This window comes from Streptomyces sp. NPDC050534, assembly GCF_044457745.1.
Lineage (GTDB): Bacteria > Actinomycetota > Actinomycetes > Streptomycetales > Streptomycetaceae > Streptomyces.
In genome coordinates, this window is sequence record NZ_JBITHF010000007.1 from 22,785 (window position 1) to 40,311 (window position 17,527).

Annotated in this window: 19 protein-coding genes and 1 pseudogene; 15 read left to right on the forward strand and 5 right to left on the reverse strand. The window is 71.5% G+C overall.

Annotated features, from left to right (window positions below; all coding sequences use genetic code 11):
• Positions 1-28 precede the first annotated feature (28 nt).
• From ald to ACIBN2_RS23000, 7 genes are all read left to right on the forward strand, one after another.
• Positions 29-1,153 (forward strand): alanine dehydrogenase, encoded by a 1,125-nt coding sequence (gene ald / locus ACIBN2_RS22970; RefSeq protein WP_399136737.1) that lies wholly within the window; start codon positions 29-31, stop codon positions 1,151-1,153.
• Between the two features lie 552 nt (positions 1,154-1,705).
• Positions 1,706-2,698 (forward strand): ParA family protein, encoded by a 993-nt coding sequence (locus tag ACIBN2_RS22975; RefSeq protein ID WP_399137447.1) that lies wholly within the window; start codon positions 1,706-1,708, stop codon positions 2,696-2,698.
• Positions 2,683-3,270 (forward strand): hypothetical protein, encoded by a 588-nt coding sequence (locus ACIBN2_RS22980; RefSeq protein ID WP_399136739.1) that lies wholly within the window; start codon positions 2,683-2,685, stop codon positions 3,268-3,270. The genes ACIBN2_RS22975 and ACIBN2_RS22980 overlap by 16 nt, the downstream gene beginning before the upstream one ends.
• 18 nt (positions 3,271-3,288) lie before the next feature.
• Complete coding sequence (locus ACIBN2_RS22985) at positions 3,289-4,374, forward strand: segregation and condensation protein A (RefSeq protein ID WP_399136741.1); 1,086 nt, start codon at positions 3,289-3,291, stop codon at positions 4,372-4,374.
• Positions 4,371-5,024: an SMC-Scp complex subunit ScpB gene (gene scpB / locus ACIBN2_RS22990; protein WP_399136742.1), complete on the forward strand. Its 654-nt coding sequence runs from the start codon at positions 4,371-4,373 to the stop codon at positions 5,022-5,024. The genes ACIBN2_RS22985 and scpB overlap by 4 nt, the downstream gene beginning before the upstream one ends.
• A complete protein-coding gene (locus ACIBN2_RS22995) occupies positions 5,024-6,145 on the forward strand; it encodes a pseudouridine synthase (protein ID WP_399136744.1) in 1,122 nt (373 codons plus the stop codon). The genes scpB and ACIBN2_RS22995 overlap by 1 nt, the downstream gene beginning before the upstream one ends.
• 259 nt (positions 6,146-6,404) lie before the next feature.
• Positions 6,405-6,950 carry a TIGR03086 family metal-binding protein gene (locus tag ACIBN2_RS23000; RefSeq protein WP_399136745.1) on the forward strand — a complete coding sequence of 182 codons (546 nt, stop codon included), beginning with the start codon at positions 6,405-6,407 and terminating at the stop codon, positions 6,948-6,950.
• 6 nt (positions 6,951-6,956) lie between these two features.
• Here ACIBN2_RS23000 and ACIBN2_RS23005 read toward each other — a convergent pair whose 3' ends face one another.
• A complete protein-coding gene (locus ACIBN2_RS23005; RefSeq protein WP_399136747.1) occupies positions 6,957-7,847 on the reverse strand; it encodes a DUF72 domain-containing protein in 891 nt (296 codons plus the stop codon).
• Between the two features lie 84 nt (positions 7,848-7,931).
• Between ACIBN2_RS23005 and ACIBN2_RS23010 the strand changes: the two genes are divergently transcribed.
• The 3 genes and pseudogenes from ACIBN2_RS23010 (at position 7,932) to ACIBN2_RS23020 (ending at position 10,344) form a co-directional block, all read left to right on the forward strand.
• Complete coding sequence (locus ACIBN2_RS23010; RefSeq protein WP_399136748.1) at positions 7,932-8,678, forward strand: NUDIX hydrolase; 747 nt, start codon at positions 7,932-7,934, stop codon at positions 8,676-8,678.
• Positions 8,675-9,694: an ADP-ribosylglycohydrolase family protein gene (locus tag ACIBN2_RS23015; RefSeq protein ID WP_399136750.1), complete on the forward strand. Its 1,020-nt coding sequence runs from the start codon at positions 8,675-8,677 to the stop codon at positions 9,692-9,694. The genes ACIBN2_RS23010 and ACIBN2_RS23015 overlap by 4 nt, the downstream gene beginning before the upstream one ends.
• Positions 9,695-9,697: 3 nt before the next feature.
• Positions 9,698-10,344, forward strand: a pseudogene (locus ACIBN2_RS23020) (DNA polymerase beta superfamily protein).
• On the opposite strand, the gene ACIBN2_RS23025 reads toward ACIBN2_RS23020, so the two are convergent.
• From ACIBN2_RS23025 to ACIBN2_RS23040, 4 genes are read right to left on the reverse strand one after another with little or no spacing between them, the layout of a single operon-like run.
• Complete coding sequence (locus tag ACIBN2_RS23025) at positions 10,273-11,010, reverse strand: DNA polymerase beta superfamily protein (protein ID WP_399136751.1); 738 nt, start codon at positions 11,008-11,010, stop codon at positions 10,273-10,275. The pseudogene ACIBN2_RS23020 and the gene ACIBN2_RS23025 overlap by 72 nt on opposite strands.
• A 22-nt stretch (positions 11,011-11,032) precedes the next feature.
• Positions 11,033-11,443 carry a Rieske (2Fe-2S) protein gene (locus ACIBN2_RS23030; RefSeq protein ID WP_399136753.1) on the reverse strand — a complete coding sequence of 137 codons (411 nt, stop codon included), beginning with the start codon at positions 11,441-11,443 and terminating at the stop codon, positions 11,033-11,035.
• The gene (locus ACIBN2_RS23035; protein ID WP_399136755.1) at positions 11,440-12,024 is read right to left on the reverse strand and encodes a DUF6529 family protein; all 585 of its coding nucleotides are present in this window, start codon (positions 12,022-12,024) and stop codon (positions 11,440-11,442) included. The genes ACIBN2_RS23030 and ACIBN2_RS23035 overlap by 4 nt, the downstream gene beginning before the upstream one ends.
• 28 nt (positions 12,025-12,052) lie before the next feature.
• On the reverse strand, positions 12,053-12,712 hold the full coding sequence (locus tag ACIBN2_RS23040; RefSeq protein WP_399136756.1) for a hypothetical protein: 660 nt from the start codon (positions 12,710-12,712) through the stop codon (positions 12,053-12,055).
• A 259-nt stretch (positions 12,713-12,971) separates the two neighbouring features.
• Here ACIBN2_RS23040 and aroH point away from each other — a divergent pair, with 259 nt between their 5' ends.
• The 5 genes from aroH (at position 12,972) to der (ending at position 17,487) form a co-directional block, all read left to right on the forward strand.
• Entirely contained in the window at positions 12,972-13,334 is a 363-nt protein-coding gene (gene aroH / locus ACIBN2_RS23045; protein ID WP_399136758.1) for a chorismate mutase, read from the forward strand.
• Positions 13,331-14,416 carry a prephenate dehydrogenase gene (locus ACIBN2_RS23050; RefSeq protein ID WP_399136760.1) on the forward strand — a complete coding sequence of 362 codons (1,086 nt, stop codon included), beginning with the start codon at positions 13,331-13,333 and terminating at the stop codon, positions 14,414-14,416. The genes aroH and ACIBN2_RS23050 overlap by 4 nt, the downstream gene beginning before the upstream one ends.
• A gap of 133 nt (positions 14,417-14,549) precedes the next feature.
• Positions 14,550-15,236: a (d)CMP kinase gene (gene cmk / locus ACIBN2_RS23055; RefSeq protein ID WP_399136762.1), complete on the forward strand. Its 687-nt coding sequence runs from the start codon at positions 14,550-14,552 to the stop codon at positions 15,234-15,236.
• On the forward strand, positions 15,194-15,931 hold the full coding sequence (locus ACIBN2_RS23060; RefSeq protein WP_399136764.1) for a lysophospholipid acyltransferase family protein: 738 nt from the start codon (positions 15,194-15,196) through the stop codon (positions 15,929-15,931). Before cmk ends, ACIBN2_RS23060 begins: the two co-directional genes overlap by 43 nt.
• Positions 15,932-16,008: 77 nt before the next feature.
• A complete protein-coding gene (gene der, locus ACIBN2_RS23065; protein WP_399136766.1) occupies positions 16,009-17,487 on the forward strand; it encodes a ribosome biogenesis GTPase Der in 1,479 nt (492 codons plus the stop codon).
• The last annotated feature ends 40 nt before the right edge of the window (positions 17,488-17,527 follow it).

The following is a 17,527-nucleotide window of genomic DNA, read 5'->3' on the forward strand; positions in this document are numbered from 1 at the left end:
GTATTGCCCCATCCACGAGCCAAGGACCGTGATCGACGTGAAGGTCGGCATCCCCCGCGAGGTCAAGAACAACGAGTTCCGGGTGGCCATCACCCCCGCCGGAGTGCACGAACTGGTGCGCAACGGCCACCAGGTCGTCATCGAGCGCGGCGCCGGCGTCGGCTCGTCGATCCCGGACGAGGAGTACGTCTCCGCCGGTGCGCACATCCTCGAGACGGCCGACGAGGTGTGGGCCGCCGCCGACCTGCTGCTGAAGGTCAAGGAGCCCATCGCCGAGGAGTACCACCGCCTCCGCAAGGACCAGACCCTCTTCACCTACCTGCACCTGGCCGCCTCCAAGGAGTGCACGGACGCGCTCATCGAGTCCGGCACCACGGCGATCGCCTACGAGACCGTGGAGCTCCCGAGCCGCGCGCTGCCGCTGCTCGCCCCCATGTCCGAGGTCGCGGGCCGGCTGGCCCCGCAGGTCGGCGCCTACCACCTGATGCGCTTCAACGGCGGCCGCGGTGTGCTGCCCGGCGGCGTCCCCGGCACCCAGCCCGCGAAGGCCGTCGTCATCGGCGGTGGCGTCTCCGGCTGGAACGCCACCCAGATCGCCGTCGGCATGGGCTTCCACGTCACGCTGCTCGACCGCGACATCAACAAGCTGCGCGAGGCGGACAAGGTGTTCGGCACCAAGGTCCGGGCGATCATGTCCAACTCCTTCGAGCTGGAGAAGGCCGTCCTGGACGCCGACCTCGTCATCGGCGCCGTCCTCATCCCGGGCGCCAAGGCCCCCAAGCTCGTCACCAACGAGCTCGTGGCGCGCATGAAGCCGGGAAGTGTTCTTGTCGACATCGCGATCGACCAGGGCGGCTGCTTCGAGGACTCGCGTCCGACCACGCACGCCGAGCCGACCTTCAAGGTCCACGACTCGGTCTTCTACTGCGTCGCCAACATGCCGGGTGCGGTGCCCAACACCTCCACCTACGCGCTCACCAACGCCACGCTGCCCTACATCGTCGAACTGGCCAACCGTGGCTGGGTCGAGGCGCTGCGCCGCGACCCCGCGCTGGCCAAGGGCCTCAACACGCATGACGGCAAGGTCGTTTACCGCGAGGTCGCGGAGGCGCACGGCCTGGAGCACGTCGAGCTCGAGGCGCTGCTCGGCTGACCGGACGGTCGTCGAGCCGCTAAGTCACCATTCGGTAAAAGGCGATACGTCAACACAGGTCGTCAACACCGCCCACACGGCCGGACCTTGCCCGACAAGGTCCGGCCGGATGTGTGTATGGTCACTTTGCGGCTCTAGGTCAACTCGCCTCGAACGTAACCCTTTGGTCGATTCGCACACCGGCGAAACCTGCCGTGCGACGGCCGTACGCCCTTGACAGAGGGATGTTTCATTGCCGACACATCCTGCCGGGTCCGGCGGATTGTGTTGCTGCGGACGCCCGACACGCCATAGAGTCGCCAACCGTCGGCATGGTGCCACGCTGACCTGTCTAGAAGTTTCCTGGTCACCAAGGAGGTAAGACGACTTGTGAATGAGTCGACATTTTCTCCCGGGGGTGGTCAACCAGGAGCGCCTGTACGGGACCAGGGTCCCGCGGGGTTCGAGGCTGTCGGCTCCGTTGCTGTGCGCACCTTCGCAGCCCACCAGAGCCCGGGTCCTCAGGTGATCCGGACTGCACACCAGAGCATGGATGGCCATCACGTGAACGCCATGGCCGGCGACGGAAGTGGCGCGCCCCACAACCATTTCGCCGACTACGACGAACTGCCCGAAGGGCACTTCTACGACCCCGACGCGGAGTACGAGCCCGACCCCGAGTACGCGGCCACGCTCGCGCCCGACGCTGCCCGCCAGCGCCGTGAGCGCGTCGGCCCGACCGGACGTCCGCTGCCGTACTTCCCGATCCCGGGCCCGCTGACCGACCACGGCCCCGCGAAGATCATCGCGATGTGCAACCAGAAGGGCGGCGTCGGCAAGACGACGTCGACCATCAATCTGGGTGCCGCGCTCGCGGAGTACGGACGTCGGGTGCTGCTCGTGGACTTCGACCCGCAGGGCGCGCTGTCGGTGGGCCTCGGAGTCAACCCGATGGAGCTCGACCTCACCGTCTACAACCTGCTCATGGAGCGGGGCATGGCGGCCGACGAGGTGCTCCTGAAGACGGCGGTCCCGAACATGGACCTGCTGCCCAGCAACATCGACCTGTCCGCCGCCGAGGTGCAGCTGGTGAGCGAGGTCGCGCGAGAGTCGACACTCCAGCGCGCCCTGAAGCCGCTCATGGCCGACTACGACTACGTCGTGATCGACTGTCAGCCCTCCCTCGGCCTGCTCACCGTCAACGCGCTGACCGCGGCGCACAAGGTGATCGTGCCGCTCGAGTGCGAGTTCTTCGCACTGCGTGGTGTGGCGCTGCTGACCGAGACCATCGAGAAGGTCCAGGAGCGACTCAACCCGGATCTGGAGCTCGACGGGATCCTCGCGACCATGTACGACTCGCGCACCGTGCACAGCCGTGAGGTGCTCGCGCGTGTCGTCGAGGCGTTCGACGACCACGTCTACCACACGGTCATCGGGCGCACGGTCCGCTTCCCGGAGACCACGGTCGCCGGTGAGCCGATCACCACGTACGCCTCCAACTCAGTCGGTGCCGCCGCCTACCGCCAGCTCGCCAGGGAGGTGCTCGCCCGGTGTCACGCCGAGTGAGTCTGCCGGGGGCCGACGAACTCTTCCGTACGACCGGGGGAATGGCACTCCAGCCGTCCACTCCGCGGCGGGGGGCCAACGGAGAAGCCCGGGTGCCCGCGCCCGCCGGGGAGAGTGACGGGGCCGCGGCCGCGTCGCCCGAGGACGCGCCGCATTCGGTGCCCGCACAGGGCGGCGACGGCGAGGGCGCGGAGCACGTGGCCGCGGAGCCGGAGCCGGCCGACGCCGGTGAGTCCCGCAGCCGCACCGCGTCCGGGGAGCGTCCCGCGCGACGTCAGGGGGCGCAGGAAGGTTCTGCCGCCTCCTCCGGCAACGCCCAGCCCCGCAAGCGCGGCCGGTCGTCCCCCTCGCGCCGGCCCAGTGGGCGGGAGCGGCACGACGAGAAGATCACCGTGTACGTGTCCGCCGAGGAGCTCATGGACCTGGAGCACGCGCGTCTGGTGCTCCGCGGTGAGCACGGGCTGGCGGTCGACCGCGGGCGCATCGTCCGTGAGGCGGTCGCCGTCGTGCTGGCCGACCTGGAGTCCCGCGGGGACGCGAGCATCCTCGTACGTCGGCTGCGCGGGCGGTAGCGGTAGCCTGCGGGGGCCATGACCTCGAACGACTCTCCCGCCCCCGGCGCCGGTGCCTCCGGCGGTCGGCGGCGTGTGCTGGGGCGGGGTCCGGGCGCGGCACCTGGTGCTCCGCCGGTCGAGCCGGAGCCGGAGTTCGTGGAGCGGGAACCGGTGGTCCCGGAACCCGTGATGCCGGAACCCGCGGTCGTCGCACCCGAGCCGGAGCCGGAGCCGGAGCCGCTGCCTGAGGCTCCTGTTCCTGTTGTTCCGGTTCCTGCTTCTGCTCCCGCCGCCGATCCCGAAGAACCGGACGACGGTGTCTTCAAGGTCCGGCTCTCCAACTTCGAGGGCCCCTTCGACCTGCTGCTGCAGCTGATCTCCAAGCACAAGCTGGACGTCACCGAGGTCGCGCTGTCGAAGGTGACCGACGAGTTCATGGCGCACATCCGGGCGATGGGGCCGGACTGGGACCTGGACCAGACGACCGAGTTCCTGGTCGTAGCGGCGACGCTGCTCGACCTGAAGGCCGCCCGGCTGCTGCCCTCCGCCGAGGTCGAGGACGAGGCGGACCTCGCGCTGCTGGAGGCCCGCGACCTGCTGTTCGCGCGGCTTCTGCAGTACCGCGCGTACAAGCAGATCGCCGACATCTTCAACGCGAGGCTGGCGGAGGAGGCCCGCCGCTACCCCCGTACCGTCGGCCTCGAACCGCACCACGCCGAGCTGCTGCCCGAAGTGGTCATCAGCATCGGCCCCGAGGGCTTCGCGAAGCTCGCGGTCAAGGCGATGCAGCCCAAGCCCAAGCCGCAGGTGTACGTCGACCACATCCACGCGCCCTTGGTGAGCGTGCAGGAGCAGGCCGGGATCGTGATCGCGCGCCTGCGGGAACTCGGCGAGGCCAGTTTCCGGGCCCTGGTCGAGGACACCGACGACACCCTGACCGTCGTGGCGAGGTTCCTGGCGTTGCTGGAGTTGTACCGCGAGAAGGCCGTCGCACTGGACCAGGAGACCGCGCTCGGCGACCTGATCGTGCGCTGGACCGGCGGGGAGGGCGACGGGGCGCCGACGGTGACCGACGAGTTCGACCGGCCGCCCGAGGTCCCCAAGGAGGAGAAGAAGGCATGACCGAGGAGACCGCGGACCTCCCGGCGGGGCTGCGCAGCGTCGCCGACCTCGACCTCAAGCCGGCCCTGGAGGCCGTCCTCATGGTCGTGGACGAGCCCGCGAGCGAGGAGCACCTGGCGAAGATCCTGGAGCGGCCCAAGCGGCAGATCGGCGACGCGCTGCGGGAGCTGGCCGACGACTACGCCGTGCAGGGCCGCGGCTTCGAGCTGCGGTTCGTGGCCGGCGGCTGGCGTTTCTACAGCCGCGCCGAGTACGCGCCCGCCGTCGAGCGGCTCGTGCTGGACGGCCAGACGGCCCGCCTGACCCAGGCCGCCCTGGAGACCCTCGCGGTCGTCGCCTACCGCCAGCCGGTCAGCCGCAGCCGCGTCTCGGCGGTACGGGGAGTCAACTGTGACGGGGTCATGCGGACCCTCCTGCAGCGGGGTCTGGTCCAGGAGGCGGGCACGGAACCCGAAACAGGTGCGATCCTGTACACGACGACGAACTACTTCCTGGAGCGGATGGGCCTGCGCGGTCTGGACGAGCTCCCGGAGCTCGCGCCCTTCCTCCCGGAGGCGGAGGCGATCGAGGCCGAGACACTGGAAGGGGTCCCGTCGTTCGATCCGGACGCTCCGGATTCCGAGGACGCAGACGACAAGACGGAACTTTGATGCGAAGCAGCAGCGGCAGGAACAGCAGCGGAAACAACGGCGGGAGCCGTGGTGGCAACAGCGGCGGCCGCGGCGGGAGCAGCGGTGGCCGCGGCAATTACCGCGGCGCCGGCAACTCCCGTGACGACAAGCAGGGAGGCCGGCCGAAGAAGCCGCGCCCGGAGGAGCGGCGCTACGACGTCGGCCCCGGCGCCACCCAGGACGGCCCGAAGTCGGGTCGCGGCGCCTCGGCGCGCGGCGGCGCCAAGGGCGGGCCGAGGCAAGGGCAGGGCACCGGGCGCGGCCGTACGGCTCCGGCGAGTTCCCGTGAGTACGACGCCCGTGCCGAGGAGCGCAACCGGGAGCGGTACGCCGGCAAGAAGGACGTGAAGGTGCCCAAGACCTTCCCGGGCGCCGAGCAGGAGGGCGAGCGGCTGCAGAAGGTCCTCGCGCGCGCGGGCTACGGCTCCCGGCGTGCCTGCGAGGAGCTGATCGAGCAGGCGCGGGTCGAGGTCAACGGCGAGATCGTGCTGGAGCAGGGCAAGCGGGTCGACCCGGAGAGCGACGAGGTCAAGGTCGACGGCCTGACGGTCGCGACGCAGTCGTACCAGTTCTTCTCGCTGAACAAGCCGGCCGGTGTCGTGTCGACGATGGAGGACCCCGAGGGCCGGCAGTGCCTCGGTGACTACGTCACCAACCGCGAGACCCGGCTCTTCCACGTCGGGCGGCTCGACACCGAGACCGAGGGCGTCATCCTGCTCACCAACCACGGCGAGCTGGCGCACCGGCTGACGCACCCCAAGTACGGGGTGAAGAAGACCTACCTCGCCGCCATCGTCGGCCCGATCCCGCGCGACCTCGGCAAGAAGCTCAAGGACGGCATCCAGCTGGAGGACGGGTACGCGCGCGCGGACCACTTCCGGGTCGTCGAGCAGACCGGCAAGAACTACCTGGTCGAGGTCACCCTGCACGAGGGCCGCAAGCACATCGTGCGCCGCATGCTCGCGGAGGCCGGCTACCCGGTCGAGAAGCTGGTGCGCACCTCCTTCGGGCCGATCACCCTGGGCGACCAGAAGTCGGGCTGGCTGCGGCGGCTGTCGAACACCGAGGTCGGCATGCTGATGCAGGAAGTCGATCTCTGACGGTTCGCGCTTGGGCGGGTCGTGGCCGATGCGTTTTCGCCCTCTCGCCGGTCTGTAGTGCGTGACCGGCGAGAGGAGTGGCAGGCATGGCTACGACGACGGACCGCGACGATCACGGCAGGACGGCCGCCCATGCGGGTCCTACGGCGCCGGAGCGCCCCGCCGGGCGCCCGCAGCCCGGCGGTGGGCCGGGCGAGCCGCCACAGGCGCCTGAGGGGCCGCTGAGGGCCCGTGTCGCGCGTGCTGCGCGGGTGCCGTCGTGAACGCGGGGGAGCTGCTGGAGCGGTCGCTCGCCTACGCGCTGGGCAGCGTCGCCGACGTCGTACCCGGACGTCTGGAGCGCGGTACGCCGTGCGCCGGATGGGACCTGCGGGAGCTGCTGGGGCATCTCCACGACTCGCTGGACACCCTGTACGAGGGGCTGACGGGCGGGCGGATCGAGCTGTTCCCGCACGAGCCGGAGGGGGCCGATCCGGCCTGTGCGTTCCGCACGCGCGCGTGCGCCGTGCTCGGCGCCTGGGCCGCCGGGCCGGGGGAGCGGGTCGTGGTGGGTGAACTGCCGCTGGACATGCGGCTGATGGCGGCCGTGGGGTCGGTGGAGATCGCCGTCCACGGATGGGACGTCGCGCAGTCCTGCGGGCGACCGCGCCCCATCCCGGCCTTGCTCGCGGGCGAACTGCTGCCCGTCGCGCGGTGCGTGGTCGCCGACGAGGACCGGGGCGTGCGGTTCGCCGCGCCGGTCACCGTACCGCCGTGCGCCTCGCCCGGCGCACGGCTGCTGGCCTTCCTGGGCCGGCGCGGCTGAGGGCCGTCACGGCTCGCCCGCCGTCTCCGTGGGCTGCGCGCCGGCACCGCGGGCGGCGCCGAGCAGCCGTCGCATCCGCCCGGCGGCGCGGACGGCGGCGGCTCCGCAGCAGTTGTTGAACAGCACGTGCACCTGGTCGACCTGCCGGGCCAGGTCCCGCAGTCTGGGGAGCCAGTCGGCGAGTTCGTCCTCGTCGTAGTCGTGGCGGAACCTGTCCTCCTTGCTTCCGGTGCCCCAGTCCAGGCTGCGGCCGTGGAAGCGGACGACCGACAGCCGCGGCGAGGTGACCGGTGTGACGGGCGGGACGGACGTGGGGAGCGTCTGTGTCATGTCGACCGCGACGGCCGTCATGCCGTACCGGCTCAGCAGGGCCCGTGTCGCGTCCGCCCACTCCGCCCGCCACCAGCCGGGGTGCCGGAACTCCACGGAGACCGGCCAGCCCGCGGTTCGCTCGACGCACTCCTGCAGGAACTCACCGGCCCGCTTTCCGGGCCGGAACCACGGCGGCAGCTGGAAGAGCACGCTGCCGAGCCGCCCGGCCGCGCGCAGCGGCTCGATCCCCTCGGTGAACAGCGCCCACACCTCGTCCAGCACCTTCGGGTCCCGGGGCTCGGGCGGCAGCCCGTCCGGCATCGCGGCGCGGCGCGTGGGGTGTCCGGTGAGGAGCGAGAACGCCTTCACGTCGAAGACGAAGCCGTCCGGGGTGCGTTCGGCCCACAGCCGGCTGGTACGCGCGGCGGGCAGTGCGTAGTACGCCGAGTCGACCTCGACGACCGGGAACTGCTCGGCGTAGTGGCGCAGTCGGCCCTCCGGGTCCCGCCGCCCCTTCGGATACCACCCGCTGCCGATCAGTGCCCGATCCGTCCACGAACAGGTGCCCACCAGGATCTCGCCCATGGAAGCCCGGTTACCCCGGCCGGCCTTGTGGAAGCCCACCTATCGTGTTTATAGTCGTAGTGACCATTAAAGGGGTGGGTGTGCATGGCCTTCGACCGAGCGAGCCGTGACCACGCGGGCTACGACAAGTACGCCTACGAGCCCTTCGCCGTCACCGTCGACCTCGCCGTCCTCACCGTCCGCGACGGCGCCCTGCACGTCCTGCTCGTCGAGCGCGGGCAGGAGCCCTACGCCGGCCGCTGGGCGCTGCCCGGCGGCTTCGTGGAGCCGCGGGAGTCGGCCGAGACGGCGGCCCGCCGCGAACTCGCCGAGGAGACCGGCCTGTCGGACGTCGCCGGCCTCCACCTGGAGCAGCTGCGGACGTACAGCGAGCCCGGCCGCGACCCCCGTATGCGGGTCGTGTCCGTCGCCTTCACCGCGCTGCTGCCCGACGCGCCCGAGCCGCACGCGGGCACGGACGCGGCACGGGCGAGCTGGCTGCCGTACGACTCGGCGGGCCCGCTCGCCTTCGATCACGACGTGATCCTGGCCGACGCCCACGAACGCGTCGGCGCCAAGCTCGAGTACACCTGCCTCGCCACCGCCTTCTGCCCGCCCGAGTTCACCCTCGGCGAGCTTCAGCAGGTCTACGAGACGGTGTGGGGCACCACGCTCGACCGGCCCAACTTCCGCCGCAAGGTGCTCGCCACACCCGGTTTCGTCGAACCCGTCGCGGGTGGCGCCCGGTTGACCGGCGGCCGCGGCAAACCCGCCGCGCTCTACCGCGCGGGACCGGCCACGACCCTGCACCCGCCCCTCCTGAGACCGTCCCCGGAAGGACGTCCCGCATGAACGACCTCGTCGACAAGCAAGCCGCCACCGGGGCGCTGACCGGTCTCGCCCTCGGGGACGCGCTCGGCTACCCGACCGAGTTCGACGACGTGCCCTCGATCCTCGCCAAGTGCGGGCCGTGGCGGCAGATGCGACTGCCGACGCCCGCGCTCGTCAGCGACGACACGCAGATGACCCTGGCCGTGGGGCGGGCGCTGCGCACGGCCATGGACCGCGGGGTGCTCTCGCCGAAGGGCCTGGAGCGGCCGCTGCGCGAGGAGTTCGTGAAGTGGTACCAGTCGCCGGACAACAACCGGGCGCCGGGCAACACCTGCCTGCGGGCCTGCGGCCTGCTGAAGGACGAACACCGCCCCTGGCAGGAGGCGAGCCAGACCGACTCCAAGGGCTGCGGCGCCAACATGCGGGTGGCGCCCATCGGGCTCACCCCCGGTCTGAGCGACGAACAGCGCGCGGGCGCGGCCCAGTTGCAGGCCGCACTGACGCACGGGCATCCGACGGCGCTCGCCGCGTCCGACCTCACCGCCCACGCCGTACGGCTGCTCGCCCAGGACAGCGAGCCGACCGGACTCGTCGGCCGGCTGCGGTCGTACGCCATCGAGAACCGCAGCCGCTACCACCAGCCCTGGCTCGGCGACCTGTGGACCCGCGCCGGCGACGCCTCGCCCCAGGCGTTCATCGCGCGGGGCTGGGACGAGTGCCTGGCGATCCTCGGCCGCCTCGGGGACGCCGTGCGCACGGTCTCCCCCGAGATCGACCCGTGCCTGGCCACCGGCGCGGGCTGGGTCGCCGAAGAGGCCCTGGCGACCGGCCTGTTGTGCTTCCTGCTGTTCGTCGACGAACCGGTCACGGCCGTTCGGCGGGCCGCCTGCACCTCCGGCGACTCCGACTCCGTCGCCGCGCTCGCGGGTGCCTTCGCGGGCGCCTGGACCGGGGCGGACGCCTGGCCGAGCGAGTGGGCCGACCGCGTCGAGTACGGGAGCGACCTGCTGACCCTCGGGGCCCTCTGGGATTCTTGAGAGATGATCGACGCCCTCTCCATCGACCTCACGCCGGTGGTCGCCGAACAGCCCGACCCGGTGCTGTTCGCGACCGTCTCCGGCGCACATCTCTACGGCTTCCCGTCCCGCGACTCGGACGTGGACCTGCGCGGCGCGCACCTGCTGCCGGCCGCGGACCTCGTCGGGCTGCGGGAGCCCGAGGAGACCCGGTCCCGGATGTGGGACCGGGACGGCGTCGAGATGGACCTCGTCACGCACGACGTACGCAAGTTCGTCCGGCTGATGCTGCGCCGCAACGGCTACGTCCTGGAGCCGCGACCACGCAGTGGCGGCTGTTCGGAAAGACCGGCGAACTCAAGCCGCTGCTCTACACGTTCAGGGTGCTGCTCACCGGCATCCATCTGATGCGCAGCGGCGAGGTGCAGGCCCACCTGCCCACGCTGCTCGGCGAGGTGGACGCGCCGGCCTACCTGCCGGACCTGATCGCGGCGAAGGCGGAACGGGAGCACGGGGCCGCCGAGGTCGATCACGCGCGCGTGCAGGCGGACGTCGAGCGGCTGCACGCCGCGCTGGACGAGGCGCAGGCCGCCTCGGCGCTACCCGGGGCCGCGACCGTCCACGACGCCCTGCACGACTTCCTCGTACGCATCCGGCTGGAGGGCCGATGAGCGGCGGACCCGTACGAGGAAGGCCTCGACGCGGCGCCTGTCCGGTTCCTCGGGAAGCGGGCTGTGACGGGCGGCCTCGTCCGCCTCGCCCGCCAGCCGGTTCATCCGGGACTCGACCTCGGGCCAGGGGACTTCGCCCCGCTTGACGGCCAGCAGTGACTCGCGCTGGTCGCCGACGTCGATGGTCAGGGCGCCCGTGCGCAGCAGGTCGCGGGAGGTCATCAGCAGGCGCAGCAGATGCATGGCGTGCTTCCAGCGCGGGGCGCCGTGGATGCGGATGTGCGCCTCCAGCTTCCTGCGCTGGCCGAGCGCGTAGCGCGTGAAGGTCTCCTGGGCCCGGCGGGAGAGGAACGCCTCGCGCAGCGCGAGGAGTTCACGGCCGGTGTCGTCGACGTGCTCCACGAACGGGGAGTGCAGGCACTCCAGGATGTTCGGGTTCGCGCGCAGCGCCAGTTCGCAGAAGCGCTCCAGCTCCCAGCTGAACTGCTCCTCGGCCGGGCCCTCGACATGCGTCGGCGGCTTATCGAAGCGCCAGAACAGCGGCGTGGGCGCGAGGAACACGCCCCGCCGGTCGGTGTCGCTGCCCTCCGTCGCCAGACCGAAGGCGCGCGAGCCCATCACGCAGGCGTAGATCGTGTGGTCGCGTACCAGGGTCTCGGGTTGCATGCCGGGGAGCGTACGTGGCGCCTCACGCCAGCCGGATCGAATTTCCCTGCACGTCGATCTGCTCCGCGGGCAGCGGCTTCGGCGCCGGGCCGCCCGCCACCGACCCGTCCGCGATGTGGTACTTGCTGCCGTGGCAGGGGCAGTTGATGGTGCCGTCCGCGACGGCGCTCACCGTGCAGCCCTGGTGCGTGCAGATCGCCGAGAAGGCCTTGAACTCGTCCTTCTTCGGCTGCGTCACCACGACCTTCTCGTTCTTGAAGATCTTGCCGCCGCCGACCGGGATGTCGGCCGTCTTCGCCAGCTCCTGCCCGCCGGAGGCCTGCACGGAGGACGATCCGGAGTCGTTGCTGCCGCCGTACTTGCTGCAGCCCGCGGCGAGCGTCGCGGCGCCCGTCGCGAGCAGGACCGTGCGTCGGGTCGAGCGGTCGGTCATGTCGTCACTCCGAACGTACGGAAGAACCAGAGGGCGGACGTCAGCCAGATCAGGGTGAGCGCGGTGAAGACCAGTCCGCCGACGAGCGGCAGCAACCAGCCCGGCAGCCGCTCCGAGCGGAGCAGCAGCATCTTTGCACTGAAAACACCGAAGAAGAAACAACCCAGGACGGAATGGGCCATCACCCGTGTTTCGTACGTCTGATAACCCAGCGCGTACAGGCAGTGGACGGCGACCGGGACGGCCACGACGAACGCGATCCGTCCCGACCAGCGGTGCAGTCTCGGCGCCCAGCGCGGGCCGGGCAGCTTGCCGTACACCATGAAGGCGCTGACCAACTGCACGAGCGCGAAGAAGAACGCGGTCGTCGCAAGCCAGGACTTCACGGCGCCCGTGCTGCTGAAGCCCGCGATGTTGAAGGCGGTCCCGGCCGGGTCGTGCGTCCGGCCGTAGACGCCGAGGGCGACCGCCACCGAGGCGGCCACCAGGGCCGGGACGAGGTAGCGGGCGGGGCCCGGGGCGCGGCGGGCCGGCTCCTGGGGCGGGAAGCTCTGCGTGGCGGCGTTCGGGTCGACGGTCATGGTCGGCTCCCTGGGGCGGACGGTGGTGTCAGGGGTTCACAGGACGTGCCGTGAGCTGCTGTCCGCCGACCGTCACCGCACCCGTGCCCGGGTCGATGGTGGGCGCGGCCTCGGCTGTCCCGTCGCGGGTGACGACGCCGACCTGCCTGCCGTTCTGCAGGACGATCCAGCCGCCGTCGATCTTCGCCCCGCGCACGGTGGCCGTCGCCCGGTACAGCCCGGACGGCTTCTTGGCCTTGTCGGCGGTGAAGGCGTAGTGCCCGCCGCCGATGTCGACAGAGCCGCGGATGCGCTTGTTCTCCTTCACGGTGCCGTTCAGCTCGGCGCCGTCCGTGCCGGTCAGCCGCATGCTGCCGTCGGCCCTGACGTCGCCCTTCAGCCACGACTCCTTGGAGCGGCCGTCGCAGAAGTACGCGATCGCCCTGCCGTCGCGCACCGAGACGGCGACGGCGGACGAGTCGTCGTCCGTCCGTCCGGCGTAACTTGCGTCGCTCACCCGAGACCGCGACGGCGACGGCTTCGGAGACGCGGTGGACCTCGCCGGAGACGGCGAGGCCGTGGCGGCAGGCGGCTCCTTCTTGTACGTGGACGAGGCGGCTTCCGTCCCCGTCGTCGTGTTGAGAATCAGCATGAACAGGCCGAGCAGCAGTCCCGCGAGCAAGGTGAGCAGCGGTCCAGGACGCTTCATACGGGCCTCCCCCGAGGCGAGTGTCCTGCCATCAGAGCGGACCGCGGGCCCGGCGTAAAGAGGCGCACAGGGGCGTCTCACGCCAAGTAGCGGAATTGGGGCGATTCGGTGACATTGGCAATGTCTCCGGTACCCGCGGCGGGCGGTGTGCGCGGTGCTCTCCCGTCTCAGCGGGCGGGCGCCGCCCACCCGCTCGCCGCGGGCTTGACTACGCTGGACGGTCGTAGAGCCGATCCGTAGAGCAGCAAGGAGCCAAGCCGTGGCGGTACGAGCGGTCCGGGGAGCCGTCCAACTGGAGCGGGACGAGGCCGGCCACATGGACGAGCAGGTCGGGGCCCTGCTCACCGCCATCATCGAGCGCAACGCCCTGACCCCGGACGACCTGATCAGCATCTGGTTCACGGCCACGCCCGATCTGCACAGCGACTTCCCGGCGGCCGCCGCCCGCAAGCTCGGCATCGTCGACGTGCCGCTGATCTGCGCGCAGGAGCTGGACATCGAGGGCGCCATGCCCCGCGTCGTCCGCGTCCTCGCGCACATCGAGTCCGACCGGTCCCGCGCCGACATCGCGCATGTCTACCTCGGCGCCGCGGCCGCCCTGCGCAAGGACATCGCCCAGTGAGAACCGCGCTCGTCATCGGCACCGGTCTCATCGGCACGTCCGCCGCCATCGCCCTGTCCCAGCGGGGCGTCGTCGTCCACCTCGCCGACCACGACCCCGGACAGGCCCGTACGGCCGCCGCGCTCGGCGCCGGCACCGACGAGGCCCCCGAAGGACCCGTCGACCTCGCGATCGTCGCCGCGCCCCCCGCCCATGTGGCCGGCGTGCTGGCCGACGTCATGCGCCGGGGTGCGGCCCGCGGCTACCTCGACGTGGCCAGCGTCAAGGGCGGCCCGCGGCGCGAGCTGGAGGCGCTGGGCCTGGACCTGTCGGCGTACATCGGGACGCACCCCATGTCGGGCCGCGAGAAGTCCGGCCCGCTGGCGGCGACCGGCGACCTGTTCGAGGGCCGCCCCTGGGTGCTCACCCCGACCCGGGACACCGACACCGAGGTGCTGAACCTCGCCCTGGAGCTGGTCTCGCACTGCCGTGCCGTGCCGGTCGTCATGGACGCCGACGCCCACGACCGCGCGGTCGCCCTGGTCTCCCACATGCCCCACCTGGTCTCCAGCATGGTGGCGGCGCGGCTGGAGAACGCCGAGGAGGCGGCCGTACGGCTGTGCGGTCAGGGCATCCGGGACGTCACCCGGATCGCCGCGTCCGACCCCCGGATGTGGATCGACATCCTGTCCGCGAACCCCGGGCCGGTGGCGGACCTGCTCTCCGAAGTCGCCGCCGACCTCGACGAGACGGTCCAGGCCCTGCGGTCCCTGCAGTCCTCCGACGAGGCCAAGCGGGGCGAGGGCACGGCCGGCATCCGGGACGTCCTGCGGCGCGGCAACGCCGGGCAGGTGCGGGTCCCGGGCAAGCACGGGTCCGCACCTCGGGCCTACGAGGTCGTGGCCGTCCTCATCGACGACCAGCCCGGTCAGCTGGCCCGGATCTTCGCCGACGCCGGCCGGGCCGGGGTCAACATCGAGGACGTGCGCATCGAGCACGCGACCGGTCAGCAGGCGGGTCTGGTGCAGCTGATGGTGGAGCCGCAGACGGCGCCGGTCCTCACGGCGGCGCTGCGCGAGCGGGGCTGGGCCATCCGGCAGTGACCAGGCCCACCCCGCCCCGGTGATCACCCGGATCATCCGCCTGTAAGAAGGGTGCCGGCGAGCCAGTAACCTTGTGCGGGGCGCCCTCGTGCCCCGCCCCCCTCGCCACACTGCACCAGGAAGGTGTCCCCCCGTGGAAAACGGCGCCGCCCAGCCCGTGATTGTCGCCATCGACGGCCCCGCAGGCACCGGCAAGTCGAGCACGTCGAAGGCCGTCGCCGCGCAGCTCGGCCTGAGCTACCTGGACACCGGGGCCCAGTACCGGGCGATCACCTGGTGGATGGTGACCAACGGGATCGACGTCGACGACCCGTCCGCGATCGCCGCCGTGGCCGGCAAGCCCGAGATCGTCTCCGGCACGGACCCGGCGCACCCCACGATCACGGTCGACGGCGTGGACGTGGCCGGACCGATCCGCACCCAGGAGGTCTCCTCCCAGGTCAGCGCCGTCAGCGCGGTGCCCGAGGTGCGGGCCCGGATCACCGAGCTGCAGCGCTCGGTGGCCACAGCGGCGGAGAAGGGCATCGTGGTCGAGGGCCGTGACATCGGTACGACCGTGCTGCCGGACGCCGACCTGAAGATCTTCCTCACCGCCTCTCCCGAGGCCCGCGCCGCACGCCGCAGCGGCGAGCTCAAGGGTGCCGACGTGCACGCCACCCGCGAGGCGCTGATCAAGCGCGACGCGGCCGACTCCTCCCGCAAGACCTCGCCGCTCGCCAAGGCGGACGACGCGGTCGAGGTGGACACCACCGAACTCACGCTGACCCAGGTCATCGAGTGCGTCGTCACCCTCGTCGAGGAGAAGCGGGCCGGGAAGTGACAGCCCACCCGTCACCCGACCACCGCCCCTCATCGAGGCGCTACGCGCCGCCCCGGCAGCCTTCCGAGAAAGGTGCCGAGGTCGGGCGGCGCATCGGCGTCGGCCTGATGTACGGCCTGTGGCGGCCGCGCGTGCTCGGCGCCTGGAAGGTACCGGCGACCGGTCCGGCGATCTACGCCGTCAACCACGCGCACAACATCGACGGCCCGATGGTCCTCGGCGTCTCGCCCCGGCCGATGCACTTCCTGATCAAGAAGGAAGCGTTCGTCGGGCCGCTGGGGCCGTTCCTGACGGGCATCGGCCAGCTGAAGGTGGACCGCTCGGCCGCCGACCGCACGGCCATAACCCAGGCCCTGGACGTGCTGTCGGGCGGCGGGATCCTCGGCATCTTCCCGGAGGGCACCCGCGGCGAGGGCGACTTCGCCTCCCTGCGCGCCGGGCTCGCGTACTTCGCCGTCCGCAGCGGCGCCCCGGTCGTGCCGGTCGCCGTGCTGGGAAGTTCCGAGCGGCGGGGACGGTTGGTGAAGGGGCTGCCTCCGCTGCGCAGCCGTGTCGACGTCGTCTTCGGCGACCCCTTCGAGGCGGGCGACGGAAGCGGACGGCGTACGCGCAAGGCGCTCGACGAGGCGACCGAGCGCATCCAGAAACAGCTCGGCGCGCACCTGGAAAACGCCAGGCGGCTCACCAGCCGCTAGGCGACACTGAGTAGTGGATCAACCGGGCGAAACCCGCGTGTTCCACCGACCACCACGATGAACGAGGTACGGACTTCATGAACGACCACATCCACTCCGAGGGCTCTTCCGAAGAGCACGACCACGGAGAACTTGGCGATGCCGAGTACGCGGAGTTCATGGAGCTCGCCGCGGAAGAGGGCTTCGACCTCGAGGACGTGGAGGGCGCCATCGAGGCGGCCGGTCACGGACCGCTGCCCGTCCTCGCCGTCGTCGGCCGCCCCAATGTCGGCAAGTCGACCCTCGTGAACCGGATCATCGGCCGCCGCGAGGCGGTCGTCGAGGACAAGCCCGGCGTCACCCGCGACCGCGTCACCTACGAGGCGGAGTGGGCGGGCCGCCGCTTCAAGGTCGTCGACACCGGCGGCTGGGAGCAGGACGTCCTCGGTATCGACGCCTCCGTGGCCGCCCAGGCCGAGTACGCGATCGAGGCCGCCGACGCCGTCGTGTTCGTCGTCGACGCCAAGGTCGGCGCCACCGACACCGACGAGGCGGTCGTACGGCTGCTGCGCAAGGCGGGCAAGCCCGTCGTGCTGGCCGCCAACAAGGTCGACGGCCCGAGCGGCGAGGCGGACGCGTCCTACCTGTGGTCGCTGGGCCTCGGCGAGCCGCACCCGGTCTCCGCCCTGCACGGCCGCGGCACCGGCGACATGCTGGACGCCGTCCTGGAGGCGCTGCCGGACGCTCCCGAGCAGACCTTCGGCGGCGCCGGGATCGGCGGCCCCCGCCGTATCGCCCTCATCGGCCGCCCGAACGTCGGCAAGTCCTCCCTGCTCAACAAGGTGGCGGGCGAGGAGCGCGTCGTCGTCAACGAGATGGCGGGCACCACCCGCGACCCGGTCGACGAGCTCATCGAACTCGGCGGCGTCACCTGGAAGTTCGTCGACACGGCCGGCATCCGCAAGCGCGTCCACCTCCAGCAGGGCGCCGACTACTACGCCTCGCTGCGTACCGCGGCCGCCGTCGAGAAGGCCGAGGTGGCGGTCATCCTGATCGACGCCTCCGAGTCCATCTCCGTCCAGGACCAGCGGATCGTCACCATGGCGGTCGAGGCGGGCCGCGCCCTGGTCATCGCCTACAACAAGTGGGACACCCTCGACGAGGAGCGCCGCTACTACCTGGAGCGGGAGATCGAGACCGAGTTCGCCCAGGTGGCCTGGGCGCCCCGGGTCAACGTCTCGGCGCAGACCGGCCGCCACATGGAGAAGCTGGTCCCGGCGATCGAGACGGCGCTCGCGGGCTGGGAGACCCGCGTGCCCACCGGCCGTCTGAACGCCTTCCTCGGCGAGCTGGTCGCCTCCCACCCCCACCCGGTCCGCGGCGGCAAGCAGCCCCGCATCCTCTTCGGCACGCAGGCCGGCACCAAGCCCCCGCGGTTCGTGCTGTTCGCCTCCGGTTTCATCGAGGCGGGCTACCGGCGCTTCGTCGAGCGCCGGCTGCGTGAGGAGTTCGGCTTCGACGGGACGCCGATCCACATCTCGGTGCGGGTGCGCGAGAAGCGCGGCAGGAAGAAGTAGCGCGGCATGGCGAAGGGGCGGTCCCGGCCGGGACCGCCCC